Source organism: Ruficoccus amylovorans, assembly GCF_014230085.1.
In the GTDB taxonomy this organism is placed as follows: domain Bacteria; phylum Verrucomicrobiota; class Verrucomicrobiia; order Opitutales; family Cerasicoccaceae; genus Ruficoccus; species Ruficoccus amylovorans.
In genome coordinates, this window is the sequence record NZ_JACHVB010000063.1 from 130,506 (window position 1) to 151,981 (window position 21,476).

General features: G+C 61.0%; 22 protein-coding genes and 1 tRNA gene. 7 read left to right on the forward strand and 16 right to left on the reverse strand.

The window, feature by feature from the left end; genetic code table 11:
• Positions 1 to 78: 78 nt before the first annotated feature.
• Positions 79 to 1,512 (reverse strand): pyruvate kinase, encoded by a 1,434-nt coding sequence (gene pyk / locus H5P28_RS18445; protein ID WP_185677164.1) that lies wholly within the window; start codon positions 1,510 to 1,512, stop codon positions 79 to 81.
• 97 nt (positions 1,513 to 1,609) lie between these two features.
• Entirely contained in the window at positions 1,610 to 2,419 is an 810-nt protein-coding gene (locus H5P28_RS18450) for an MBL fold metallo-hydrolase (protein ID WP_185677165.1), read from the reverse strand.
• Positions 2,420 to 2,613: 194 nt separating this feature from the next.
• On the opposite strand from H5P28_RS18450, the gene gdhA reads away from it, so the two are divergent.
• Positions 2,614 to 3,951: an NADP-specific glutamate dehydrogenase gene (gene gdhA, locus H5P28_RS18455; protein WP_185677166.1), complete on the forward strand. Its 1,338-nt coding sequence runs from the start codon at positions 2,614 to 2,616 to the stop codon at positions 3,949 to 3,951.
• A 369-nt stretch (positions 3,952 to 4,320) separates the two neighbouring features.
• On the opposite strand, the gene H5P28_RS18460 is transcribed toward gdhA, so the two are convergent.
• A complete protein-coding gene (locus H5P28_RS18460; protein WP_185677167.1) occupies positions 4,321 to 4,788 on the reverse strand; it encodes an NUDIX domain-containing protein in 468 nt (155 codons plus the stop codon).
• 126 nt (positions 4,789 to 4,914) lie between these two features.
• Positions 4,915 to 5,661, reverse strand: a complete 747-nt coding sequence (locus tag H5P28_RS18465; protein WP_185677168.1) for a TVP38/TMEM64 family protein — start codon at positions 5,659 to 5,661, stop codon at positions 4,915 to 4,917.
• Between the two features lie 152 nt (positions 5,662 to 5,813).
• Between H5P28_RS18465 and H5P28_RS18470 the strand changes: the two genes are divergently transcribed.
• Positions 5,814 to 6,539, forward strand: a complete 726-nt coding sequence (locus H5P28_RS18470; protein ID WP_185677169.1) for a glycosyltransferase family 2 protein — start codon at positions 5,814 to 5,816, stop codon at positions 6,537 to 6,539.
• Between the two features lie 170 nt (positions 6,540 to 6,709).
• On the opposite strand, the gene rlmB is transcribed toward H5P28_RS18470, so the two are convergent.
• From rlmB to H5P28_RS18490, 4 genes are all read right to left on the reverse strand, one after another.
• On the reverse strand, positions 6,710 to 7,285 hold the full coding sequence (gene rlmB, locus H5P28_RS18475) for a 23S rRNA (guanosine(2251)-2'-O)-methyltransferase RlmB (RefSeq protein WP_221773482.1): 576 nt from the start codon (positions 7,283 to 7,285) through the stop codon (positions 6,710 to 6,712).
• Positions 7,286 to 7,414: 129 nt separating this feature from the next.
• Complete coding sequence (locus H5P28_RS18480; protein ID WP_185677170.1) at positions 7,415 to 8,665, reverse strand: beta-ketoacyl-[acyl-carrier-protein] synthase family protein; 1,251 nt, start codon at positions 8,663 to 8,665, stop codon at positions 7,415 to 7,417.
• Between the two features lie 125 nt (positions 8,666 to 8,790).
• Positions 8,791 to 9,258, reverse strand: a complete 468-nt coding sequence (locus H5P28_RS18485; RefSeq protein WP_185677171.1) for a 3-hydroxyacyl-ACP dehydratase FabZ family protein — start codon at positions 9,256 to 9,258, stop codon at positions 8,791 to 8,793.
• Positions 9,259 to 9,260: 2 nt separating this feature from the next.
• Positions 9,261 to 9,629, reverse strand: a complete 369-nt coding sequence (locus tag H5P28_RS18490; RefSeq protein WP_185677172.1) for an acyl carrier protein — start codon at positions 9,627 to 9,629, stop codon at positions 9,261 to 9,263.
• A gap of 337 nt (positions 9,630 to 9,966) precedes the next feature.
• Here H5P28_RS18490 and H5P28_RS18495 point away from each other — a divergent pair, with 337 nt between their 5' ends.
• The gene (locus tag H5P28_RS18495; protein ID WP_185677173.1) at positions 9,967 to 11,211 is read left to right on the forward strand and encodes a hypothetical protein; all 1,245 of its coding nucleotides are present in this window, start codon (positions 9,967 to 9,969) and stop codon (positions 11,209 to 11,211) included.
• 70 nt (positions 11,212 to 11,281) lie between these two features.
• Here H5P28_RS18495 and H5P28_RS18500 read toward each other — a convergent pair whose 3' ends face one another.
• From H5P28_RS18500 to H5P28_RS18520, 5 genes are all read right to left on the reverse strand, one after another.
• Positions 11,282 to 11,689, reverse strand: coding sequence for a type II toxin-antitoxin system VapC family toxin (locus tag H5P28_RS18500; protein ID WP_185677174.1), 408 nt, complete (start codon positions 11,687 to 11,689; stop codon positions 11,282 to 11,284).
• A 31-nt stretch (positions 11,690 to 11,720) separates the two neighbouring features.
• Complete coding sequence (locus tag H5P28_RS18505) at positions 11,721 to 11,951, reverse strand: hypothetical protein (protein WP_185677175.1); 231 nt, start codon at positions 11,949 to 11,951, stop codon at positions 11,721 to 11,723.
• A gap of 227 nt (positions 11,952 to 12,178) precedes the next feature.
• Positions 12,179 to 12,829 (reverse strand): hypothetical protein, encoded by a 651-nt coding sequence (locus tag H5P28_RS18510; RefSeq protein WP_185677176.1) that lies wholly within the window; start codon positions 12,827 to 12,829, stop codon positions 12,179 to 12,181.
• Between the two features lie 93 nt (positions 12,830 to 12,922).
• Positions 12,923 to 13,906 carry a hypothetical protein gene (locus tag H5P28_RS18515; RefSeq protein ID WP_185677177.1) on the reverse strand — a complete coding sequence of 328 codons (984 nt, stop codon included), beginning with the start codon at positions 13,904 to 13,906 and terminating at the stop codon, positions 12,923 to 12,925.
• A gap of 14 nt (positions 13,907 to 13,920) precedes the next feature.
• Positions 13,921 to 14,811, reverse strand: coding sequence for a ParA family protein (locus H5P28_RS18520; protein WP_185677178.1), 891 nt, complete (start codon positions 14,809 to 14,811; stop codon positions 13,921 to 13,923).
• Positions 14,812 to 15,217: 406 nt separating this feature from the next.
• Here H5P28_RS18520 and H5P28_RS18525 point away from each other — a divergent pair, with 406 nt between their 5' ends.
• Entirely contained in the window at positions 15,218 to 15,931 is a 714-nt protein-coding gene (locus H5P28_RS18525) for a hypothetical protein (RefSeq protein WP_185677179.1), read from the forward strand.
• A gap of 16 nt (positions 15,932 to 15,947) precedes the next feature.
• Here H5P28_RS18525 and H5P28_RS18530 read toward each other — a convergent pair whose 3' ends face one another.
• The 3 genes from H5P28_RS18530 to H5P28_RS18540 all read right to left on the reverse strand — a co-directional run bounded on the left by H5P28_RS18530 (position 15,948) and on the right by H5P28_RS18540 (position 18,701).
• Complete coding sequence (locus H5P28_RS18530; RefSeq protein WP_185677180.1) at positions 15,948 to 16,421, reverse strand: hypothetical protein; 474 nt, start codon at positions 16,419 to 16,421, stop codon at positions 15,948 to 15,950.
• 274 nt (positions 16,422 to 16,695) lie between these two features.
• The gene (gene pyrG / locus H5P28_RS18535; RefSeq protein ID WP_185677181.1) at positions 16,696 to 18,348 is read right to left on the reverse strand and encodes a CTP synthase; all 1,653 of its coding nucleotides are present in this window, start codon (positions 18,346 to 18,348) and stop codon (positions 16,696 to 16,698) included.
• Between the two features lie 279 nt (positions 18,349 to 18,627).
• A tRNA-Gln gene (locus H5P28_RS18540) sits at positions 18,628 to 18,701 on the reverse strand.
• 120 nt (positions 18,702 to 18,821) lie between these two features.
• Between H5P28_RS18540 and pyrH the strand changes: the two genes are divergently transcribed.
• The 3 genes from pyrH to proB all read left to right on the forward strand — a co-directional run bounded on the left by pyrH (position 18,822) and on the right by proB (position 21,442).
• On the forward strand, positions 18,822 to 19,568 hold the full coding sequence (gene pyrH, locus H5P28_RS18545) for a UMP kinase (RefSeq protein WP_185677182.1): 747 nt from the start codon (positions 18,822 to 18,824) through the stop codon (positions 19,566 to 19,568).
• Between the two features lie 109 nt (positions 19,569 to 19,677).
• A complete protein-coding gene (gene frr, locus H5P28_RS18550; protein WP_185677183.1) occupies positions 19,678 to 20,238 on the forward strand; it encodes a ribosome recycling factor in 561 nt (186 codons plus the stop codon).
• Between the two features lie 94 nt (positions 20,239 to 20,332).
• The gene (gene proB, locus H5P28_RS18555) at positions 20,333 to 21,442 is read left to right on the forward strand and encodes a glutamate 5-kinase (protein ID WP_185677184.1); all 1,110 of its coding nucleotides are present in this window, start codon (positions 20,333 to 20,335) and stop codon (positions 21,440 to 21,442) included.
• Positions 21,443 to 21,476 lie beyond the last annotated feature (34 nt).

Consider the following 21,476-nt stretch of genomic DNA (forward strand, 5'->3'; position numbering starts at 1 on the left):
TTCCGTTGCGGGACTGCGCATCCGGAAAGGCCGCTACCCCTGATTACTTGAGCCTCAGGACACCAGAGCCCGAGCCGGTCACTCGATCTGGCGGAGCTGGATGCTGTCGATGATGTGTTCGCCGACGAGGACGTTGGTGATAACCACCATCCAGTCCCCAGGGCTGGCCCACTCGATACGGCCCGAGTAGAGGCGGGCGAAAGCGGCCTTGATCGTCGTCTCGGAGTCTTCGGCGAAGTCGATCAGGAACGGCTCCACCCCCCACATCAGAAGCATCTGCTTGAAAACCAGCTCCTGGTCGGTGAAGGCGAAAATCGGCACCCGCGTCGGGCGCAGGGCGGAAAGTATCTGCGGGAGGTAGCCGCTGCGGGTAAAGACCACGATCCCGGCCTTGTTCATGTCCTGTGCCAGGTGGACGGCGGCCCGGAGCATCTTGGCCTTGGGCTTGTTCAGCGGGATATTTTCGTAGTCCTTGGTCTCGCGGGAACGCTCCACTTGCCGGGCGATGCGGTTCATGACGCGGGCGCACTCGACCGGGTACTTGCCGGTGGTGGTTTCGCCGGAAAGCATGACGCAGTCGGCTTTCTCAAAGACGGCGTTGGCGATGTCAGTCACCTCGGCCCGGGTCGGGATGGGCTGCTCGATCATACTCTCCAGCATGTGCGTGGCGATGATGACCGGCTTCTTTTTCTGGATACAGGCTTTGACCGCCCGGCGCTGGATCAGCGGCAATTCCTCGTAGGGGCACTCGATCCCGAGGTCTCCCCGCGCGACCATGAGCGCGTCGGCGGCGGTGATGATCTCGTCGAGGTTGGAAATGGCGGACTGGTCCTCGATCTTGGCGATGATGCGCGCCTCGGAGTCATGGCTCTTGAGGTGGCGACGGAGGATGTCCAGGTCGTTCGCCTCACGCACAAAGGAAAGCGCGAAAAACTCGATGTTGTGGCGCAGGCCGACTTCGATATCGGCCTTGTCCTTCTCCGTCAGGGCAGGGAGGTTGACCTTGACGCCGGGCAAGTTGATGTGGCGGCGGTTGCCCATCGGGCCGGGGATGATGACCTTGCAGCGGATACGGTCATCCATGATTTCCTCGATGCGCATGCGTACCAGGCCGCTGTCGACCAGCAGGGTGTCGCCTTCGTGGACATCGCGGTGCAGGCGCGGGTAGTTGACAGTTACCCCCCGGATACCTTCCTCCAGGCCGCTGCGATCTCCGTTGACGAGGAAGTCAAAAACCTCGCCCTCTTCCAGATCGATCGGCTCGGGTAAATCACCGGTGCGGATCTCGGGGCCCTTCACGTCCATCATGATGGCGACGTGGCGGTTGACCTCGGCGCAGACCTTGCGCACGCGCTTGATAACCATTTCGGTCCACTCGTGGCTGGCGTGAGCCATGTTCAGGCGGCAGACATCGACGCCGCCGGTCACGATCATTTCGCGCAGCATTTCCTCGCTCTCCGTGGCCGGGCCGAGGGTGAAAATAATCTTGGTGTGTCGGTAGTCGAAATACATGCGTGTCGGATGGATAAGGATGAAGGTGGCCCAGGCTCATCTGCCAGCCGCCAACAGGGATGTGGTTTTTCCCGGCGGAGGCAAGCCCGTGCAGAAGTTAAAGCGTCGCCAAATCGTAAGCAGGTCCAATGCCGTTTACCGGATCGATCACGCTCAGGCCGAAGCTGCGGCCCCGCGAGCGCAAGCCCGCGAAGTGCCGCTCGACCAGCCCCACATCGTTGCAGTCGCGGCTGAGGTGGGCCAGGCAGACATGCCGCCAGCGCGGCGACTCCACCCCGCACAGCAGCTCAAAGGCCGCGTCATTGGAAAGGTGGCCGTGCCGACCGAGGATACGCTGCTTGAGCGACCACGGGCGGCGTTCGTCGCGTTCGAGCATTTCGGTGTCGTGGTTGGCCTCCAGCACGAGGAGGTCTGCGTGACGGATTTTCTCGGAGACATTAGCGGGGATGTAGCCCAAGTCGGTGGCCCAGGCCACGCTGCGGCGCGGTGAAAACAGTGTGTCTCCCCCGCTCTCGAAAAAGTACCCAACAGGGTCGTAGGCATCGTGCGGAACGCTGAACGCCGTCACCTCCAGATCATGGAAGGCGAAGGTGCGTCCGGTCTCGAAGACCTGCCAGGGCGGACGGTGGTTAAGCCGGGTTTGCGCGGCCTGCATGGTCTCGTGGTTGGCGAAGACCTTGATATGCGGGTGGCGGCGCAGTCCCTTAAGGCCGGCGGCGTGGTCGCTGTGCTCGTGCGTGAGAAAGATCGCATCAATCCCTGCGAGGCTTTCCCCGCACTGGCCCAGGAGCTGATCGAGCTTGCGCGCGCTGAATCCGGCGTCAATGAGGACCTTGCAGCCCGCCGTGGTGAGCAGCGCGGCGTTACCCGAACTGCTGCTGCCGAGTATGCGGAATTGCAGGCACATGAACGGAGAATATACACAGCACCGGCTCGGGGCACTGGCAAGGAAATTGGCGGTTTTTAACAGAATTATTGTGCACGCCTGAGCATTAATTCCATCTCAGGGGCTAGGAATCGTTTTGCGGCATTGATTTTGCCGGATCGAATGCTTTTAATTCACGATTCACACACTTCAAATATATCTTATAACCCTTGCCCATGCATCCAGCCATCACCCGTACCCTTGAAGTCGTTCAACACCGCAACCACAGTGAACCGGTCTTTCTCCAGGCCGTGCAGGAAGTGCTGGAAACCCTCAGCCCCGTCATCGAGGAGCACCCGGAAATCGAAGAACAAAACCTGCTGGAGCGCCTCTGCGAACCGGAACGGCAAATCATCTTCCGCGTCCCCTGGCGCGACGACAAGGGCAATATCCAGGTCAACCGCGGCTTCCGCACGCAATTCAACAGCGTCCTGGGACCGTATAAGGGCGGGCTGCGCTTCCACCCCACCGTGAACATGGGCGTGATCAAGTTCCTCGCCTTCGAGCAGATTTTCAAAAATTCCCTCACCGGCCTTAACATCGGCGGCGGCAAGGGCGGGGCCGACTTCGACCCCAAGGGCAAGAGTGACGAGGAAGTCATGCGCTTCTGCCAGGCCTTCATGAACGAGTTGTTCCGCCACGTCAGCTACAAGCGTGACGTACCGGCCGGTGACATCGGCGTCGGTGCCCGCGAGATCGGCTACCTCTTTGGCCAGTACAAGAAGCTGACCAACAGCTTCGAACTGGGCGTCATCACCGGTAAGGGCGCCTCCTGGGGTGGCTCACTGGGCCGTACCGAAGCCACCGGCTACGGCACGGTGTACTTCGCCGAGGAAATGATGAAGGTCAAGAGCGACTCCCTCCAGGGCAAGACCTGCGTCATCTCCGGCTCCGGTAATGTCGCCCTCTACGCCCTGCAAAAGCTTCAGGAGCTCGGGGCCAACGTCGTCGCCTGCTCTGACTCCAGCGGTGTCATCTACGATCCCAAGGGGCTCGACTTCGACGCCCTGCGCATGATCAAGGAAGTCGAACGCGAGCGCATCGGCAAGTACACCGATGTGCACGGCAGTGCCACCTTCCGCCCCGACGCCAAGGTCTGGGACATCGAGTGCGACGCCGCCTTCCCCTGCGCCACCCAGAACGAACTCGACGCCGGCGACGCCCGCAAGCTGGTCAAAAATGGCTGCCGCCTCGTCTGTGAAGGCGCCAACATGCCCTGCACGCCCGAAGCCATCGAGATTTTCCGCGGCTCGGAGGTGAACTTCGCCCCCGGCAAAGCCGCCAACGCCGGCGGTGTCGCCGTCTCCGGCCTGGAAATGCAGCAGAACGCCGGTCTCGAACACTGGAGCTTCGAGCAGGTGGACAAGGAACTGCACAAGATCATGCGCGGCATCCACGAGTCCTGCCTGCGCTACGCCGAGCAGTACCACCGCCGCGGAGACTACGTGAGCGGTGCCAACATCGGCGGCTTCCTCCGCGTGGCCGAGGCCATGATCTGCCAGGGCCTGATCTAGTGTACCGTTAGCCAAGTTCTTACACTAAATTTTGGGGGCTCTGCGCCCCCAAACCCCGCCCCGGGTTGCACCCGGTGGCACTGAGGGGAACAAGTTGCAGGACAAAGTCCTGCACCTGTGATGCTGCCGCATCACTGATGCCGCCGCCAACGCGGCGACATGGGCAACGGTGATGGACGCCGACTCAAACGAACTTCGCAAGAACCACTGCGTGAGGCGCGAGACATGTAGGCAAATTACCATTGACTGCAAGTTCCCCTACGCGTCCCAAAAGGCCGCTACCCCAGATTGCTGGTCCAGCCGGACCCTGCTATTTTCGATGCTACGCATCTCCTCCGGGGTTGCACCCCAAATCATAGGGATGGGTAACTAATTAATGTCGCCCAAATACAGATGGCGGGTGTTGACCTGGCCATCAACGATCAGGGTCTTAAGCACTTCGGGGTAAAACTCCATGCCCTGGAGTTGGTCGAGCGGCAGCCATTCAACGCCGATCTGATGCTTGTCGTGATCCCGGCCGGGGCGCGGTTCCACCCCCTCGGGCAGTTCACAGTGGAAGACGACTTCAAGCTGGTGGAAGTCCTTGTGCAGCTTGCGCAGGTGGTGGTGCCGCCCGATGTACTCGCGCACGTAAGCGATTTCACCAGCCCGGACCTGGGTCCCGATTTCTTCACGGCATTCGCGCTGGAGCGTGTCCATCAGAGTTTCACCGTGGCGCTGCCCACCGCCGGGCAGGATGTAAAAGACCTCATCGGGCACCCGTTGCATGCGGATGGCCAGCAATTCGCCATTCCGGATGATGAGCGCACGGGCGGCGCTGCGTACCCATTTCAACATGGGCTAATGAAAACCCCACGGCCCCGGCATTGGCAAGCCCGCATCCGACGGGAATGATATTCGCCCCGCACCGGCCGCAAAGCGCCACCGTCTTCCGGCAACGGATCCGTGCCCTCTATCCGAAGCTCAGAGCACGTTGGCATCCCTGAGCGCCTTGCGGGCCACCCGGGCAATGTATACCGAGACAAACAGGGCCACAACCGCGCCGCCCACCATACTGATATAGTGGACCGCGCTGTGGTGCTCCATGCCGGTGGCCAGACGGGTCAGGTGACGGGCGACCACCCCGTAGTAAACCACCGCCAACAGGCTCGGGAGCATACCGGGGCTGGCCAGCATGTAGGTACGAAAGCTGATCCGGCTCACCCCAAGCACATAGCTCAGCGCACTGAATGGCACCGGCCCCAGTCGCAGCAGAAAGCCGATCTTCAGCCCCCGCTGGCTGACCGCCCGGTCAATCGCCTGGAAGCGCGGGTGCTGCGCCATGAACCCCTCGATCCGCTTTTTAAGAAAAACCCGGGCGAGGGCGAACTGAATCACCATCGCCACGTATTCAGTCACCATGACGTAGAAAAATCCCCACCACAGCCCGAACAGCGTCCCGGCGGCAAAGACAAAAATATCCGCTGGCAGACAGAAAAGCGAGGCCAGCAGAAAGACCGTACAAAAGATGGCCGGCATCCACGCGCCCTGATCGCGCATCCAGGTCTCGATTTGCGGAATATCCGCCTCCAGCGACTTCCCCAGCAACACGACTCCCACAATGGCCACAGTGATGATCAACCCGCGCACCAGCAACGTTCGCCAATGCTGGCGCGCATGCAGAGAGACTTTTGCCGCGGCATCCAGATGCCGTCCGAGAAAGCGATGCATAAGGACGGATTATCCGGCAAAAAATACGGCCTTCAAGCGCGAAACCCGGTATCACACCGTGAAAAAGCGTGGCGTGCGCTTCCACAGCTTAGAAGGGGAACCGGCTCTCCCGTCTTGCCAAAAGGCAACCGCCTATTTTTACTGGGCGCAGTATGATCCTGAGCGTTGTTGTCCCCTGCTATAACGAAGAAGATACGGTCTTGAAAATCCTGCGACGCGTTCAGGACAGCCCAGCCTTTTCAGAACACGATCTGGAGCTGATCGTCGTCGATGACTGCTCGACCGACGGCACGCTCGACATTCTCCGCGCCCAACCCGACGCCTACCACAAGCTCCTCCACCACGAAGCCAACCGCGGCAAGGGCGCGGCCCTGCGCACCGGCATCGCCGCCGCCACCGGAGACATCGTCATCATCCAGGACGCCGACCTCGAATATGACCCGCGCGACTACCCCACGCTCATTTCCCCCATCCTGCACCGCGGGGCGGATGTGGTCTTTGGCTCGCGCTTCCTGGGCGGCGGCCCGCACCGCGTGGTCTATTTCTGGCACATGCTCGGCAACCGCTTCCTGACCATGCTCTCGAACATGTTCACCAATATCAACCTCACCGACATGGAAACCTGCTACAAGGTTTGCCGCCGGGACATTATCCAGCAGTTCGAGATCGAGGAGGACCGCTTTGGTTTCGAGCCCGAGATCACCGCCAAACTCGCCCACTCCGGCTGCATCATTTACGAGGTCGGTATCAGCTACGACGGTCGCACCTACTCCGAGGGGAAGAAGATCGGCTGGCGCGACGGTGTCCGCGCCATCTACGCCATCCTTAAATACAACCTCTTCCGCAAACACCGGCGCTTTTACGGCTACGGCAGCTAGTGCCCTAAGTTGCAAACCCTCGGCATAATGATTGCGGACTTACGCAGCCCACACCCGCGGCAGGCATAGCCTGCACTTTCGATGCTAGCGCATCGCCTCTGTGTCCTTTGTGCTCTCTGTGGTTAAAACACAAGAATCCGAAGTTGTGAACCGATGGCGATCGGCCTTGATCAACCGGCGCTGTGCCGCTGGCGGACCGCCTCGAACAGGCAGATCCCGGCGGCGACGGACAGGTTGAGGCAATCAACGTGGCCGCACATGGGGATTTTGACCAGGAAGTCGCACTTGTCGGCGATGGACTTGCGCACCCCGAGATCCTCGCGCCCGAGCACGATGGCCAGCGGGCCTTTCATGTCCACCTCGTACAGGAGTTGCGACTCCTCGTCGCCGGTCCCGACGATCCACAGGCCGATTTCCTTCATCTTTTCAAGCGTGCGGTTGAGATTCTGCACCTGGATGTAGGGGACCTTGTCGGCCCCGCCGCAGGCGATGCGCCGGACGGTCTCGGTCAGCCCGACCGTGTGCTTCTGCGGGGCGATGACGAAGTCCACCCCGGCGGCGTCCGCGCTGCGCAGACAGGCGCCGAGGTTATGCGGGTCCTGCACGCCGTCGATCACCAGCACGAACGGATCTTCGGTTTCGCGCAGTTTGGCCAGGAACTGCTTCTCGTCCATCGGTTCGATGGCGATGCGGTCACTGGCGTGGGCGTTGTCGCGGCCATGTTGGCCGTAGCGGCGTTTGCTCATCTTTTTTTAAATTCGTAGATTTGAGGATGTGTAGATTCGTAAGCTCATCCATTCGCGTATTTCGGAGCCTACTGACTGGTAGATTTACGAATTTGCGAATGATTAAATCTACGAATTTGTAAAATCGGGCTAGGCCGATTTAAAGACCGTGACGACGTTGGCACCGCCAAAGCCGCTGCTGTTGGAAATCGCGACGCGGGGCCCCTTGTCGAGGGTTTCGCGGATGATGTTCAAGTCCTCACCTTCGGGGTCGAGGTCGGTGATGTGGGCCGAGCCGGGCGTGAAGCCTTCCTTCATCCCCAGGACCGTGAAGCCCGCCTCCATCGCGCTGGCCAGCGACAGGCCGTGGCCGGTGAGGGCCTTGGTGCTGGCAAGGGCCGGGCCGCCAGCGCCGAAGACCTTGCGAATCGCCTTCATCTCGGAAGTGTCGCCAATCGGCGTCGAGGTGGCGTGGGCGTTGATGTACTCGACCTCGGAAGCCGCCGTGCCGGTGGCCCTGAGGGCAAGTTCCATCGCGCGGGCCAGGCCGTCGCCCTCGGGATGCGAGATGGCGACATTGTACCCGTCGGACGCCTGCCCCCAGCCGCTGAAACGGGCATAGACGGGGGCGTTGCGGGCGGCGGCGCAGGCCTCGGATTCCAGCACGAGGGCGGTTGCCCCGCCGGTACCGACGAAGCCGTTGCGGGCCTTGTCAAAGGGACGCGAGCCGGGCGGTTCGGCATCAGGGCTGAGTGCGCGCATCGCCCCGAAGGGCAAGATCGTCTCCAGGTCGCCGTCCTCCGCGCCGATGACGATCACACGCTCCTGCCGCCCGAGGGCGATCTCGTCCCAGGCGTAGCCGAGCGCATGCCCGGAGGAGGCGCAGGCCGAGACAAAGCCCCCGGAGGAGCCGAGGATCTTGTGCAGGGCCACGAGGTTGAAAGACAGCGTACCCGTCACCGAGGAGACCACTCCCATCGGGCTGGCGCGGCGCAGGCCGCCCTTTTTCAGCCGCTCCATGTGGTGGGTGAGCAGGCGGACGGACCCGGCCGAGGATGTAAAAAGCCCCGTCTCCGGGTTGGAAATCTCCTCCGGCGTCAGTCCGGCATCCTCCACCGCCTGCACCAGCGCGCAGTGCGCGTAGAGCACGTGCGGGGCCATGCTGCGGAGCTGCTCACGCTTGAGAGCGTAGCGTTCGGGGTAGACCCAGTCTTCCGGATCGTTCGAGCTAACGTCGAAGTCCTTGACCTTTCCGGCCAGGTGGATGCGCTCGCCAGCCTGCTCAAAGCGGTCGTAAACGGCGATGCCGTGCTGAAGCTCACGCAAGCTCCGGGCAACGCTCGCCTTGTCATTGCCGATGCTGGTAATGAATCCAAGGCCCGTAACAACAACATTTCTCATGGTGTGGCACTATGCGGATGAACCAGCGGGCTTCAAACGGAAAAGCAACCTGCCCAACCGTTAAACCCGCCTCTGATAAACAGGCCGGGAAAAACTTTACCCCAGCCGTGGCCCGAACGGCCGGCTCAGGCCTTCCAATCGAACATCAGATTGATGCCCTCGGCGTAAGCGGCACGCTCGCCAGCCACCGTGATCGCCCCCTGGAAACTGGCCCGGGGGTGGCGGATACGCTTCAGCTTGACCGACATATCTAGTACGTCGCCAGGGCGGCAGAAACGCGAACAGCGCACCTCGTCGCTGGAATGGAAAAAGATTTTCGCCGGATCGACCTGCTTCTCGGCCAATTGCGGCGAAGGCGCGGCGACCAGAAACAGCACCGCCAGTTGCCCGAGCGCCTCCAGCATGATGGAGGCGGGGAACACCGGGTTTTCGCGGAAATGGCCGCGCAGGAAAAACTCGTCCCCCCGGATACGGTAGGTCCCGCTTGCCGATTCGGCCTCCAGCGAGGCCGAATCGAGAAAGAGGAACGGGTCGTCGTGCGGGATGGCGGCCGCGATGGCCGCCGCGTCGAGCTGACAGACGGGAAGGTCCATGCTCAGGCGAGCTTGCCGGTAATGAACGTCTTGACGTCGCCGATAGTGGCCAGGCCGCGGAGCTCTTCATTGTCCACGGTGATATCGAGGGTTTCCTCGACCATCATGATGACCTCGACCATGGTGAGCGAGTCGATCCCGAGATCTTCGTTGATGCGGGTGTCGTCGTTACCCTCCAGCAGCTTGGGGCGCGCTTCGGGCTCCATCACCCGTTCGAGAATGCCCATGATGATAACGGGCACCTGCGAAGTATCGCCGCTCTTGCGGTAGGCGATAGCCGCCTCGACCGTTTCGGGGGAACAACGCTTGAGGGACTCCCTCACTTCCGCCTCGTCTTCGGCGGTAAAGGGCTTGGGTTCATTAGCTTCCATGTTCGATTTTAAAAGAGAGACAGGGCGGCTTTGGCAAACTTCTTTTTCCCGGGACGGCTCCGTCATCGAATCCCTCATAAACTATTCGACCTCCCCTGCCCCGGGTAATTCCAGTATAAGCAGATTTTTGAGACGGTTTCCCAACCAAAGGCCCACCCATCGTCGCCGACAACCGCCGACCGAGCAAAGGGCAAATATTCTCCCACCGGATGCAACCTTTTCCGGGTTCCGGTTTTATAGGCTGTATCCATCCAGCGACATAAGATAAAACGGGGCACGAAAACAGCTACATGCTCGCTTTCCGGGGAACGCTCTCACCCCGCCCGGACCCCCTGCAATGAAACAACTATTTCTCCACATCGGCTATCCCAAGACGGGCACGACCACACTCCAGAAGTTCCTGACTATCAACCGCGACCATCTCCGCGAACAGGGCTTCCACTACGCCGTCCCGGTCGGCGCCATTCCGGAGAACCATTCCGGTATCTCTCATTACTACAACGACAAGAGTGTCGGACATCTCCCCACCGTGCGTGACAACCTGCGCCCGCTGAAAAAAGATCTCAAACAGGCCACCACCGACAAGATTATCGTCACCTACGAAGAGTTTGTCTTCGAGGATCCCGCCCGCTTCAAGAAGTGGTTCAAAGGCTTCGACGTGCGCCCAGTCGTGTACCTGCGGGACATCTACTCGCTGTTCATGTCTTACAAGAAGCAGATGGCCATCAATGGTCACCGAATGGAGACATTCTCTTCCGGGCCACTGGCCTTTGCCGGACACCTGAAGCAGTTCATCAAGGTCTTCGGGGAGGACGCCTGTATCGTGCGCTCCTACAATGACGCCAAAAAGACAGGCGGGACGATTGAGGACTTTTGCCAGGCGCTGGGCATCCGGCACAGTGACGCCTTCCGCCCTGTCGAAGACGCGAATACGACCAAGTCCGACTGTGCCGTCATGTTCCTGTACCAACTGGCCTACTCCCCCATCCGACGGGACAACTTCTGGCGACTCCTGCACGCAGTCCTGGGCATCGACCTAAAAAACCACGACTACCGCTGCACGCTCGTCTCAGAAGACGAGCTCCGTCTTAACGACAGGCGCCTCGCCTTCATCCAGTATCAGGCAAAACTGCTCAAAGACCCTTCCTGGATCGAGCATTCGCTTGCCAAGCGAGAGGCCCTCGCCCGGCAAGCGCCCGACACCGATCTGCCCGCTGAAATCCAGCACGAGATATTCGCCCAGCTACCGCCGGACCTCCAACAACTCGTCGCCAAGGCATCTCCAGTCCCCGTCCCATCGGACACGAGCAAGCCCTTCCTCCCGCCGGTTAACAATCTGGGGTCGCTGGAAAAAGACCTGCTCATCCGACTGCGGGAGGGGTTCGTCACGGCCAACCGGGACCTGTGCCGCAGCCAGGAGCTAGCCCGCCTGCTCAATCAGCGGCTCCGGCAAAAACGCATCTTCCGCGCCCGCGCCAAGCGCACCTGTCGCTCCGGTGTCCAAAAGCTGACCTCCCTGCTGCGCCTGTTGTCATTGCCACAATCAGGAAAAACGCCTTCCAGCCCGTCCCAGCAATCCTGATTCGAAGCTCAAGGCGACTTCGCGCACCCATCGCAGGCAACCCGTTCTACCTGCCATTGGGGAGCGGTACTTACTCCCCCCGGGCGAAGCTCTCCAGTGAACAGGCCGTGCGAGGAAAGGCAGCCAACAGGCGCTCATTAGCAGTCACCAGCGGGACATTCAACTCCTGTGCGAGGGCGGCGTATTCACACTCGTAAGCCGAGCAGGTGCCCTGAGCCGCCAGCATGATGACAGTCTCGGAAAGGATGTTGTACTGGCGCGGGTGCATTTTTTCTTCCGCCGCGTTCATAATCTCCAGGCACGCGGCAGGCTCCACCCGGTGCTCCCGCTGATAGCGCGCCAGCACATTACGGAATTCCGAACGCCACAGCGGGCTCGATGCCCAGGCGCTGTCCCGCTCGTAGGCCTGTTGCGCCCACGGGGTGTTGACGCCCGGCAGCAGCAGCGGGGCCAGTACGGTCGTATCGACGACAATCATGATAAAAAGCAACGGGGGTTGAAATCAACGTTCACGCCCGGCCCTCTTCGATGAGAGCTTCAAGCTGACCGCGTCCGAGAAAGCCGGTCGATTTCTGGCGCAGGCGGGGCGCGGTCTGCCGAAAACGCTCTTCGCGGCGGATCAGGCTATCCATTCCCACTTGCAGGCACTCGGCCAGCTCGGAAGCCACACTGGTGTGGCGACGATGGGCACGGAATTTCAGGCGACGCAGGAGCAACGGGGGTATATTAACATCGTCCATACCTCAAATAAGTAGCACTGTTTCCGCCCCTGTCAACCGGCCCCCACGAACAGCCCCCAACCGTGCCTTCACCCAAAGATACGGAACAGGAAAAGGGCCTCCCCATCCAATATCCCTTTGCCTACAGGTTGCCCCGGCATACGGACAGACGAGCGGAGTCTATTTGCGTCGGGGTCAACCGCAACACCTTATGATTCCTGGGCTGGGGGCATCAGTGATCAGCAAGATCACTGGTCGAGGGATTCTGTCCCAGACGAAGCGGAACGCCGGGTACTGGCACCCTCCTCGCGGGCCTCAAGCGCGGCCCGGCGAGCTTCGAGGGCGTCCGCCAATACCTCCAGTTCGGTTTCGCGTTCCTGTTGCTCCATCGTTTTGTCAAAAAGCAGGTTTTCGGCCCGCTCGACATAGTCCTCGCGCTCCTTCAGCAGCGCACGCGACTGCGCCAGCGACTGCTCGCGTTGCTCCAACTGGATCTGGAACTCGCGCAAGGCCGCCCGCTCCTCCTTGGAAACCGGAGCGGCGTCACGACTTGACTCCTGCCGCCGGGCAAGCTGGCGACACTGAGCCTCGAAAACCTTGCGCCGCGCCTCCAGTAACGCTTCGGCCTCCCAGAGACCGCGCTCTTTTTCGCTCAGGCGCACCTCCAGCTCCTGAACCGCCCGCTCGCGCTCAAGCAGGTCTTTTTCCAGTGTACGCAGGGTGCGTTCCACGTCCTCGACTTCGGACTGCTCCAGCGTGCGAGGCTCGCCAAAGGGGTGGCGCGTCTTTTTGACAAAGGCGTCGATGGTCTCGCGCGACTGGATGGAAACCTCGGCCGTGCGACGGGCTTCCGGGCGCAGGCTCAGGACGCGTTTTTTCGGGATGAAGGGCTTGGCCATGCGGGTCCGGGGATGGGTTCGGGATTCCAGGCGGTTGGCTCATGGCAACGAACACCCCGTCCAAAGCCCTCGCCGGGCGCGAAGGCTCTCGCCTCAGCGGCCAAAAAGGCGTCCGAAGAAGCCTTTCTTGCGGGCCGGTTCGTCTTCGTCGGCCAGGCCACGGCGCTGCTTGAGGTAGCGGGCGGTGACACGGGCGGCGATGGCTTCCTTTTCCGGGTCGTTCAGAACCATGAAAATGCGCTCCAGGCTGACCCCGGAGCGGACCTTTTCGTCCAACTCGGGCACCTGCTTGCTGAAAAAGTGGCACTGCTCCATCACCTTGCCCATAAGGACTTCCTCCAACTGGATAGTCTGCTCCTTGTTAAGGTTGGCCTTGGCCGTTTCGACCGGGCCGAGCTTGGCCCCGTAGCGCTTGAGCAAGGTGTATTTTTCGTTTTCGGCCAGTTGATTGAGGACCAGTCCGATCGCCTCGGGCAGATGGAGCCCCTTATGGCCGGGGCGGAAAGGCAGGTAGTGGGCGATGCCCTGCTCGTCGGCAGCGGTCAGGGCGGTGAGCAGCCCCTTGAAGTCTCCGCCGACCACGATGTTCTGCGCCATGCGGTGAGAGAAGTCGGCAAACTGCCCCAGCGTGCGAATGTCCTCGGCCTGGCAGAAATCGACCGTCTCGGACGAGAGGCCGCTGAAGCGCAGGGGAAATTCCTTGTCGATCTCGAAACGGGCCAGGTTTCGCCCGATCTTGTCCTCGCGCTTGGTGGCGGCGTCAACCGTGGCCACCATGTCACCGAAGGGGTCTTCGAAGGCGATGGTTTCGCGCAGGATCTCAATCAGCAGGTCGATCCGCTCAGGGCTCTCGGCCAGGCCGTGCAACTCGTGCAGTTCCTCCCAGGTGTAGTCGATGTACTTGGAGGCGACTTCACCCTTGCCGCGCAGGGGCCAGTCAGGCAGGCCGGACTCTTCGGCCAGGGCCTTGAGGCGGACTTCGGACATCGTAGGGGTCATGCCGGAACGCACTTCGTCCCAGTCTTTTTTCCCGTATTTGTGTCCTGTCGTGTCCGCGTCGGCCATGGTCGAGTTCATTGCTTTACCTCACGTTACGCCATTGCCTCGTGTTGATCAAGCTCCGCCGCCACTCGCTGGTAGTCGGTGGCCACCGAGTCCTCCTCCTTGGCCACCTGGCCGACGAGCGTCACCGGTAGCCCGAGTGTGACCGCGCGGCGCACTACCATGGCGTCGCGGATCTGTGCCTCGAAAATCTTGGTCGTCGGGTCGATGCGACGCTGATTGCGGAACTGATTAATCCTCAACTGCATGCGCATCTTGGGCACCTCAATGTCCACGTTGGCCTTGATCGAGTTAAAAATGACCCCGCGGCAGAGGGCCGGGCGGCCCATGCCCGGTTCGCGGAAGCTGGCCGAACGCTGATGGAAGAGCAGGAGCTTTTCCACCAGGAGGGTGAAGCCGATAAGGCTGAGCGCGTCGGGGTTGGCCGGGACATAAATCTCGTTGCTGGAGAAGATCCCGCACTGGGAGGCTCGCAGCACATTCGGCGGGCAGTCGAAAAGGACGTAATCGTAGTTGTTTTCGATCTCGCGCAACTGACGGTAGAAGCGCAGGAAGGGCGGCTCCGCCGGGTTCGCGGGAAACTCGTTTTCGAGGTCCACGAGGTTGAATGTCGTGGGCAGCAGGTCGAAGCCGGGCAAGAGGTTCTCATCGGTCTTGCTGGAGACCACATCGCGCACGAGGATATCCGAAAGCGTCTGCTGGCCGGGCTCAAAGATGGAAAAAATCGAGCCTTCGCCGTTAATATTCAGCTTGTTCCAACGGTCCAGCCGCATCAGCCAGATACTGGCATTGGACTGGGTGTCGAGGTCAACAAGCAGCACCTTTTTACCGGTGTGGGCCAGGCAGGCGGCAATGTTGACGATCATCGAGGTTTTCCCGACTCCGCCCTTGTAGTTTACGAAGCAAATTTTACGTGGCATAGGGGAACGCGGTTCTCAGGCTGGTCTAAGTCAAAACGGCTGAGCCTAAGGAGTTTTTCCTATTCTTCCAGTTTAAAAGTAGCGCGGCAGACTTAGAAAGAGGAATCGGAATCATCTTGATTTACAGGGGCCTAAGGGGAATCAGCATAACAGAACGCGGCTGAAAATAACATGCGGGCGATCACCTAATCCGACTGGTAAAATTTCTGTATTTAACCGGGGTCAAAGGCACTGGAAATCCGGGTATGTCAAAGACTTTTCAAAAGTGTTCGCCCTAGCATTAAATGCTCCACACAGAAGGTGGGAAGGTTAAAACTTTTCATTTGACCACTTTCAAGCAAACCATTCACATAAACTCACCCACCCGGACGTTACGAGCGCCCATAACTCCTACCTTACCCCCGCTATGATGCGTAAATACAAAGTCAGTACCGAGATTGTCACCTACATCTGGGCTGAGTCCCCCGAGGACGCCGCCAAGTACCAGAGCGAACTGATCACCCAGGAACAACTCACGCTGACCCGTGACGCCCAGCAGAGCGTCCGCTTCTCGCGTGCCCTCGGGGTGAAGTTCCTCGAAGCCCCGGAAGACATCTCCGGCACCCGCAGCCCGGTCGAAAATCCCCGCCCGCTCGACTGGCTGGAAATCTCGCAGGACGGTCTGTCCACCGTCGCACTGGTGCGCCGCATGTCGAAGCGCCGCGTGTACTACTACGAGGCCGTCACCGGCACCGAGCGCTCCATTTCACGGGAAGCCTGGTCGCGCTGGGCCTCCAACTACACCCTGCATCCCCGCTACGAGCGGGTACTGCCTCCCTTTATCGCGGCCGAAGCCATCCGCCTGCACGAGGACAAGGGCCTGCTCAACGGCACCAGCGCCACCCCGGAATCCTCCATCATCCTGGCCGTGCTGGAAAAATACGGCTACGAACCCTCCGACTGGGAACTTCGTAACGGCTACTGGGCCGAAAACGCGGTCGAAAAAGCCATCGCCCAGTATATCCTGGACAAAACACCCGCCACAGCCGGGCCGTCCTCCTCCACCGACAGCGAAGAAAGCTGGGGCGACATCCAGTTCTCCAGCAACCTGCCGACCATCGACGACCTCGAACCGCGCTAAGCCTGCTACCGGCTCGTCACAGGCCTGTCGCTGCCACTTCGACAAACGTCGTGCGCGCGCCTTTCAGCTCCTGCCCATAGGCCAACTCGTGCCGCAGGTGGTAGCTGCGGCCGTCCTTCAGCGTCAACTCGGCCACAATCTCCAGCAGTTCGCCGGTCCAGATGTGGGTCTCGCAACGAACATTCTCCACCGTGCGCGGCATCGGGATATCCGGCAGCCCCGCCCCCGTCGGGAAACGGTAGCACACTCGTGCCAATTGTGGCAGGTCTTCGCCGTCCAGCCACAGCCGAACCCGGTAGAGCGCCTTTTTCCGCCCCCGGCAAAACAAAGCGACCGATTCCTTGCCGTTGCGGTATAGCACACTGTCCATCATCCGGATGTCGATCGGAGGCGGCCTCAGCTCGACCGGATAATCCAGCGCCAACGGCTTCACCCGCCCCGCTTTGAGGCGATTGCGAATCGTCTGAAGAGAAATAACCGGTAAAGACATAGCCGACACCATACGCCCAAGGCGCAATCCGCCACGATTGCCCGACACCATGCCCTGTCAATCAAGGGCATGCGGGCTGAGGTAAGTCCGGTGCCAGTGGAGCACATAGCCCCCACATCCAATAGCCCCTATTCCTCATCATTCACACCGCATCCCGGTAGTTCTATCAATCCGGGTTTCCCCGCCGCGAGCCGCCGGGCAAAAGAACACCCGGGACGGCCTCTCAACCATCCCGGGTGGATAAAAAACGATTCGGGTCCTTCGATTCTGGCGATCAACCGCGCTTGCGCACGAGAGCGGCCTTGACGAAATCAGCGAAGAGCGGGTGCGCCTTGTTCGGCTTACTCTTGAACTCGGGGTGGAACTGTACCCCGACCATCCACGGATGGTCCACCACCTCGGCAATTTCCACCAGGTCCCGTTTCGGGTTAACCCCGCCGATGCGCAGGCCACTGCGGGTAAGAATGTCGCGGTACTTGTTGTTGAACTCGTAGCGGTGGCGGTGGCGCTCCTCCACGGTCTTCGGCTCGCCCTTGGCGAAGTCGGCCGGGGACAGACCCGGGAAGTACGCCTGCGCGGCATGCGTCTCGGGAATGATCTGGCAGGTATAGGCTCCCAGACGCATGGTGCCGCCCTTTTCGGTCAGCTCCTTCTGGTCTTCCATGATATCAATGACCGGATGCTTGCACTCGGGAACAAATTCCGTGCTGTTGGCATCCTCGAAGCCAGCCACGTGGCGGGCGTACTCGACCACCAGGATCTGCATACCCAGGCAAAGCCCAAAGTACGGAACCTGATTCTCACGCGCCCACTGGGCGGCCATAATCTTGCCCTCGATCCCCCGGTCTCCGAAACCACCGGGCACGAGCACGCCGTCCAGCCCCTTCAGGTGCTTTTCCGGCCCGTCCTCCTCAATGGCCTCGGAGTCGAGGCGGACGATATTGATGCCGCAGTCGTTGGCGATACCGCCGTGGGTGAGCGACTCATAGACGGACTTGTAGGCGTCCTGAAGCTCGATGTACTTGCCCACAACACCGATCTCGACCCGGTGGGCCGGGTACTTGAGGCGGCGCACCACGTCCTCCCACTCGGTCATGGCGGGCTCGGGCGCGTCCAGGCCGAGGGCCTCGGCCACGATGTCATCGAGGTCCTCGCGGGCGAGCGCCAACGGCAACTCGTAGATAGAGAACTCGACATCCATCTCCTCGATCACGTTGCGGACCGGGATGTTGCAGTAAAGGCTGAGTTTGGAGCGGATCTCGTTGTTGATCGGCTTTTCCGTGCGGCAGACCAGCACGTCGGGCTGGATACCGATTTCACGCATACGCGCGACCGACATCTGCGAGGGCTTGGTCTTGAGCTCCCCGGCGGCGTTGAGGTACGGAATCAGCGTGCAGTGAATGAAAAGGACGTTGCTGCGCCCCGCCTCCAGGGCGAACTGCCGCAGCGCCTCCAGGAACGGAAGCCCCTCGATGTCCCCGACCGTCCCGCCAATTTCGGTGATGAGCACGTCAATGTCCTCCCCGGCTTCGCGGATGCGCTTCTTGATCTCGTCAGTGACGTGGGGGATGACCTGCACGGTGCTGCCAAGGTAGTCACCGCGGCGCTCTTTCTGGATAACAGACTCGTAAATCTGGCCCGAGGTCAGGTTATTAAAGCGCGACAGGCTGCCGCTGGTGAAGCGTTCGTAGTGCCCCAGGTCGAGGTCGGTCTCGGCCCCGTCGTCGAGGACATACACCTCGCCGTGCTGGTACGGGCTCATTGTGCCCGGATCGACGTTCAGGTACGGGTCGAACTTCTGGAGACGCACTTTCATACCCCGCAGTTCGAGCAGGGCCCCGAGCGCGGCGGCCGTCAGGCCCTTCCCCAGCGAGGAAACCACGCCGCCGGTTACAAAAATATATTTCAGCTGTTTGCTCTTTGCCATCGTTTGAAAAGTAATTGGCGATGGCTGGGTGCCCTCGTCCGGGGCCATATCAGAAAATCTCCGCCCCCGCAGTGGCAACCTTTTTACGCCGGAAACTTTTCACCCCGGCCGCAGGGCACAATCCGTCCCTCTTATATAGAACGCGCCCAAGGCATCCAACCTCCAGAATTATCCTCCACCCCATTCCCATCGGGGGCTATCCGGGGTAGCCGCCTTTCTGGCGGCGCAGGAGCGAAGCCCCTCGGTGATCCGCAGGATCACGGGTCCAGGGCTATGCCCTGGCAGGTCCGCAGGGACTCGAACCCCGACAAGCAGAACCAAAATCTGCTGTGCTACCATTACACCACGGACCTAGCTGAAAACGCGGGAAAGTACCACTTTCAGGAGCGGCGTCAAGTATTTGCTGCAACTCTTGTCGGGAACGGCCAATCAAGTGGTTGACGGCGGCGGGCTCGGCCCTATGACTTTCATGCATGGTGGATCAACAGGCTGACGAACCCGCACAACCGAAATTCAAGCGCATCGTGCTCAAACTGAGCGGCGAAGCCCTCCGCAATACCGAGAACGGCGACCCCATTGACGGGGATATTCTCCAGACCGTTTGCGCCGAAGTGAAAAAAGTCCACAAACTGGGCGTGCAGATCGGGCTCGTCGTCGGCGGCGGGAACATCTTCCGCGGGCAACTCGGGGCCGAGCACCGCAACGTCGATCGCACCACCGGCGATACTATGGGCATGCTCGCTACCACCATCAACGGCCTCGCCCTCATGGACTGCCTGGAAAAGAACGGCGTGCCCGTGCGTGTGCAGACCGCCATCCCCATGGACAAGGTGGCCGAGCCGTTCATCCTGCGCCGCGCCGTCCGTCACATGGAAAAGGGCCGCGTCGTCATCTTCGTCGCCGGGACCGGCAACCCGTATTTCTCCACTGACACCACCGCCGCTCTGCGCGCCAGCGAAATCCACGCCGATGTCATCATGAAGGCGACCAAGGTGGACGGCGTTTACGACAAGGATCCGATGAAGTACGACGACGCCGTCAAGTACGAGGAGTTGAGCTTCGGCGAGGCCCTCGGCAAGCGCCTCAAGATCATGGACGCCACTGCCTTTTCCCTGTGCATGGACAACCACGTCAACATTCTCGTTTTCAACATGCACGAGCCCGACAGCATTCTCAACGCCGTCATGGGCAACAAGGTCGGCACCCTCGTCCACGAGTAAAGCCCACCCGCGCCTCTTTCGCATCTTGAGACGGAAAAATATCCTGTTCATCCAGCGAAATCCTGTAATCCTCTAAAGAAGCCTTTAAAGAACTGAACCCATCCCAACTATGACGCCCGAAGCAATTCTGAAAAACACGCGGTCCGAGATGCAAAAAGCCCTCGACCATACCCTGCACGAATTCAGCACCATCCACACCGGCAAGGCTTCTCCCGCCATGGTGGAAAACGTCATGGTCGACGCCTACGGCAGCAACATGCGCCTGATGGAAGTCGCCGCCATCACCACCCCCGACTCGCGCACGATCTCCATCCAGCCCTGGGACAAGGGTGTGCTCAAGGCCGTCGAAAAGGCTATCCAGACCGCCGGGCTCGGGCTCAACCCCGTTGTTCGCGGCACCGTCATCGTCTGCCCGCTGCCCGACCTCTCCGGCGAACGCCGCAAGGAACTGGTCAAGATGGCCAGCGGCCTGTGCGAAAACGGCCGGGTCGGCATCCGCGCTGCCCGCCAGGAAGGCATGACCGCGCTCAAGCAGGGCCTCAAGGACAAGCTCTTCTCCGAGGACGACGCCAAGCGCGGCGAAAAGGATGTCCAGGCCGCTACCGACGAATACGTCAAAAAGATCGACGACGCCTTCAAGGCCAAGGAAACCGAGCTGACCACCGTCTAAGCAACCCACGTCCCGTAATTTTCCCACCCGGCGGCCGGCCCGTGTTCCAAAGACGGCCCGGCCGCTTTTTTTATTTACCAAGGCCAATTTCGCCATGCACTTTCTGGAAAACGCCCGTCGCGTCGTGATCAAGCTGGGCACCGGCGTGCTCACCTCCGGCTCGGGCGATCTCAACACAGATGTCGTCGAGGGGATCGCACGTGAAATCGCCGCTCTCAAACAGCGCGGCCTCCAGGTCGTGCTGGTCAGCTCCGGCGCGGTCGGCCTGGGGCGCGGCCAGCTCGGGCTCAAGCAGCGCCCGAAAAAGCTCTCCTCCCTCCAGAAGTGCGCCGCCGTTGGGCAGAGCATCCTGACCGAGCTTTGGCGGCACGCCTTCGAGCCGCACGGGATCATCGTCGGCCAGCTCCTGCTCACCCGCGAAGACGTGCGCTCACGCAAGCGCCACCTGGCCATCCGCGACCTGTTCGAGGAAATGCTGACCGAGGGCATCGTCCCCATCGTCAACGAAAACGACACCGTCAGCGCCGCCGAAATCAAGTTCGGGGACAACGACGTGCTCTCCGCCCTCGTCGCCTCCATGACCAAGGCGCAACTGCTGGTCATCCTCTCCACCGCCCCCGGCCTGGTGGACATGAAGGGCAGCGGCGAGATCGTCCCCGTGGTCGAGTCCATCACCGCGCAGATCGAGGCCATGGCCGGAGGCTCAGGCACCGTCGTGGGCACCGGCGGCATGATTACCAAGATCCAGGCCGCCCGCCTGGCCATGCGCTCCGGTTGCGGCGCGTTCATCGGCTCGGGAGCAAACCCCGCCATCATTTCCGACCTGTTCGCCGGGCATGCCACCGGCACGATCTTTATCCCCAGTCGCCTGCCGCTGGGCTCGCGCAAGCGCTGGCTGGCCTGGTTCGAGGAGCCCCGGGGTCGTCTCACGGTGGACGCCGGAGCCGCCCGCGCCCTGCGCGAAAAAGGCTCCAGCCTGCTGGCCAAGGGCGTCACCGCCGCTGAGGGCAACTTCAAGCGCGGCGATGTCGTCTCGGTCTTCGGCCCCGGCGGCGAAGCCGTCGCCCGCGGCATGGCCGGATTCCGTATCGAAGAACTGATACAAATCCTCGGCAAAGACTCCGACCAGATCCACACCCTCCACCCCGACCGCAAACACGTCGAAGTCATCCACCGCGACGAACTCGTCCTCATCGGAAAGTAGTTTTTTTCTGGGCTTACGCAGCCCAGACCGGCGA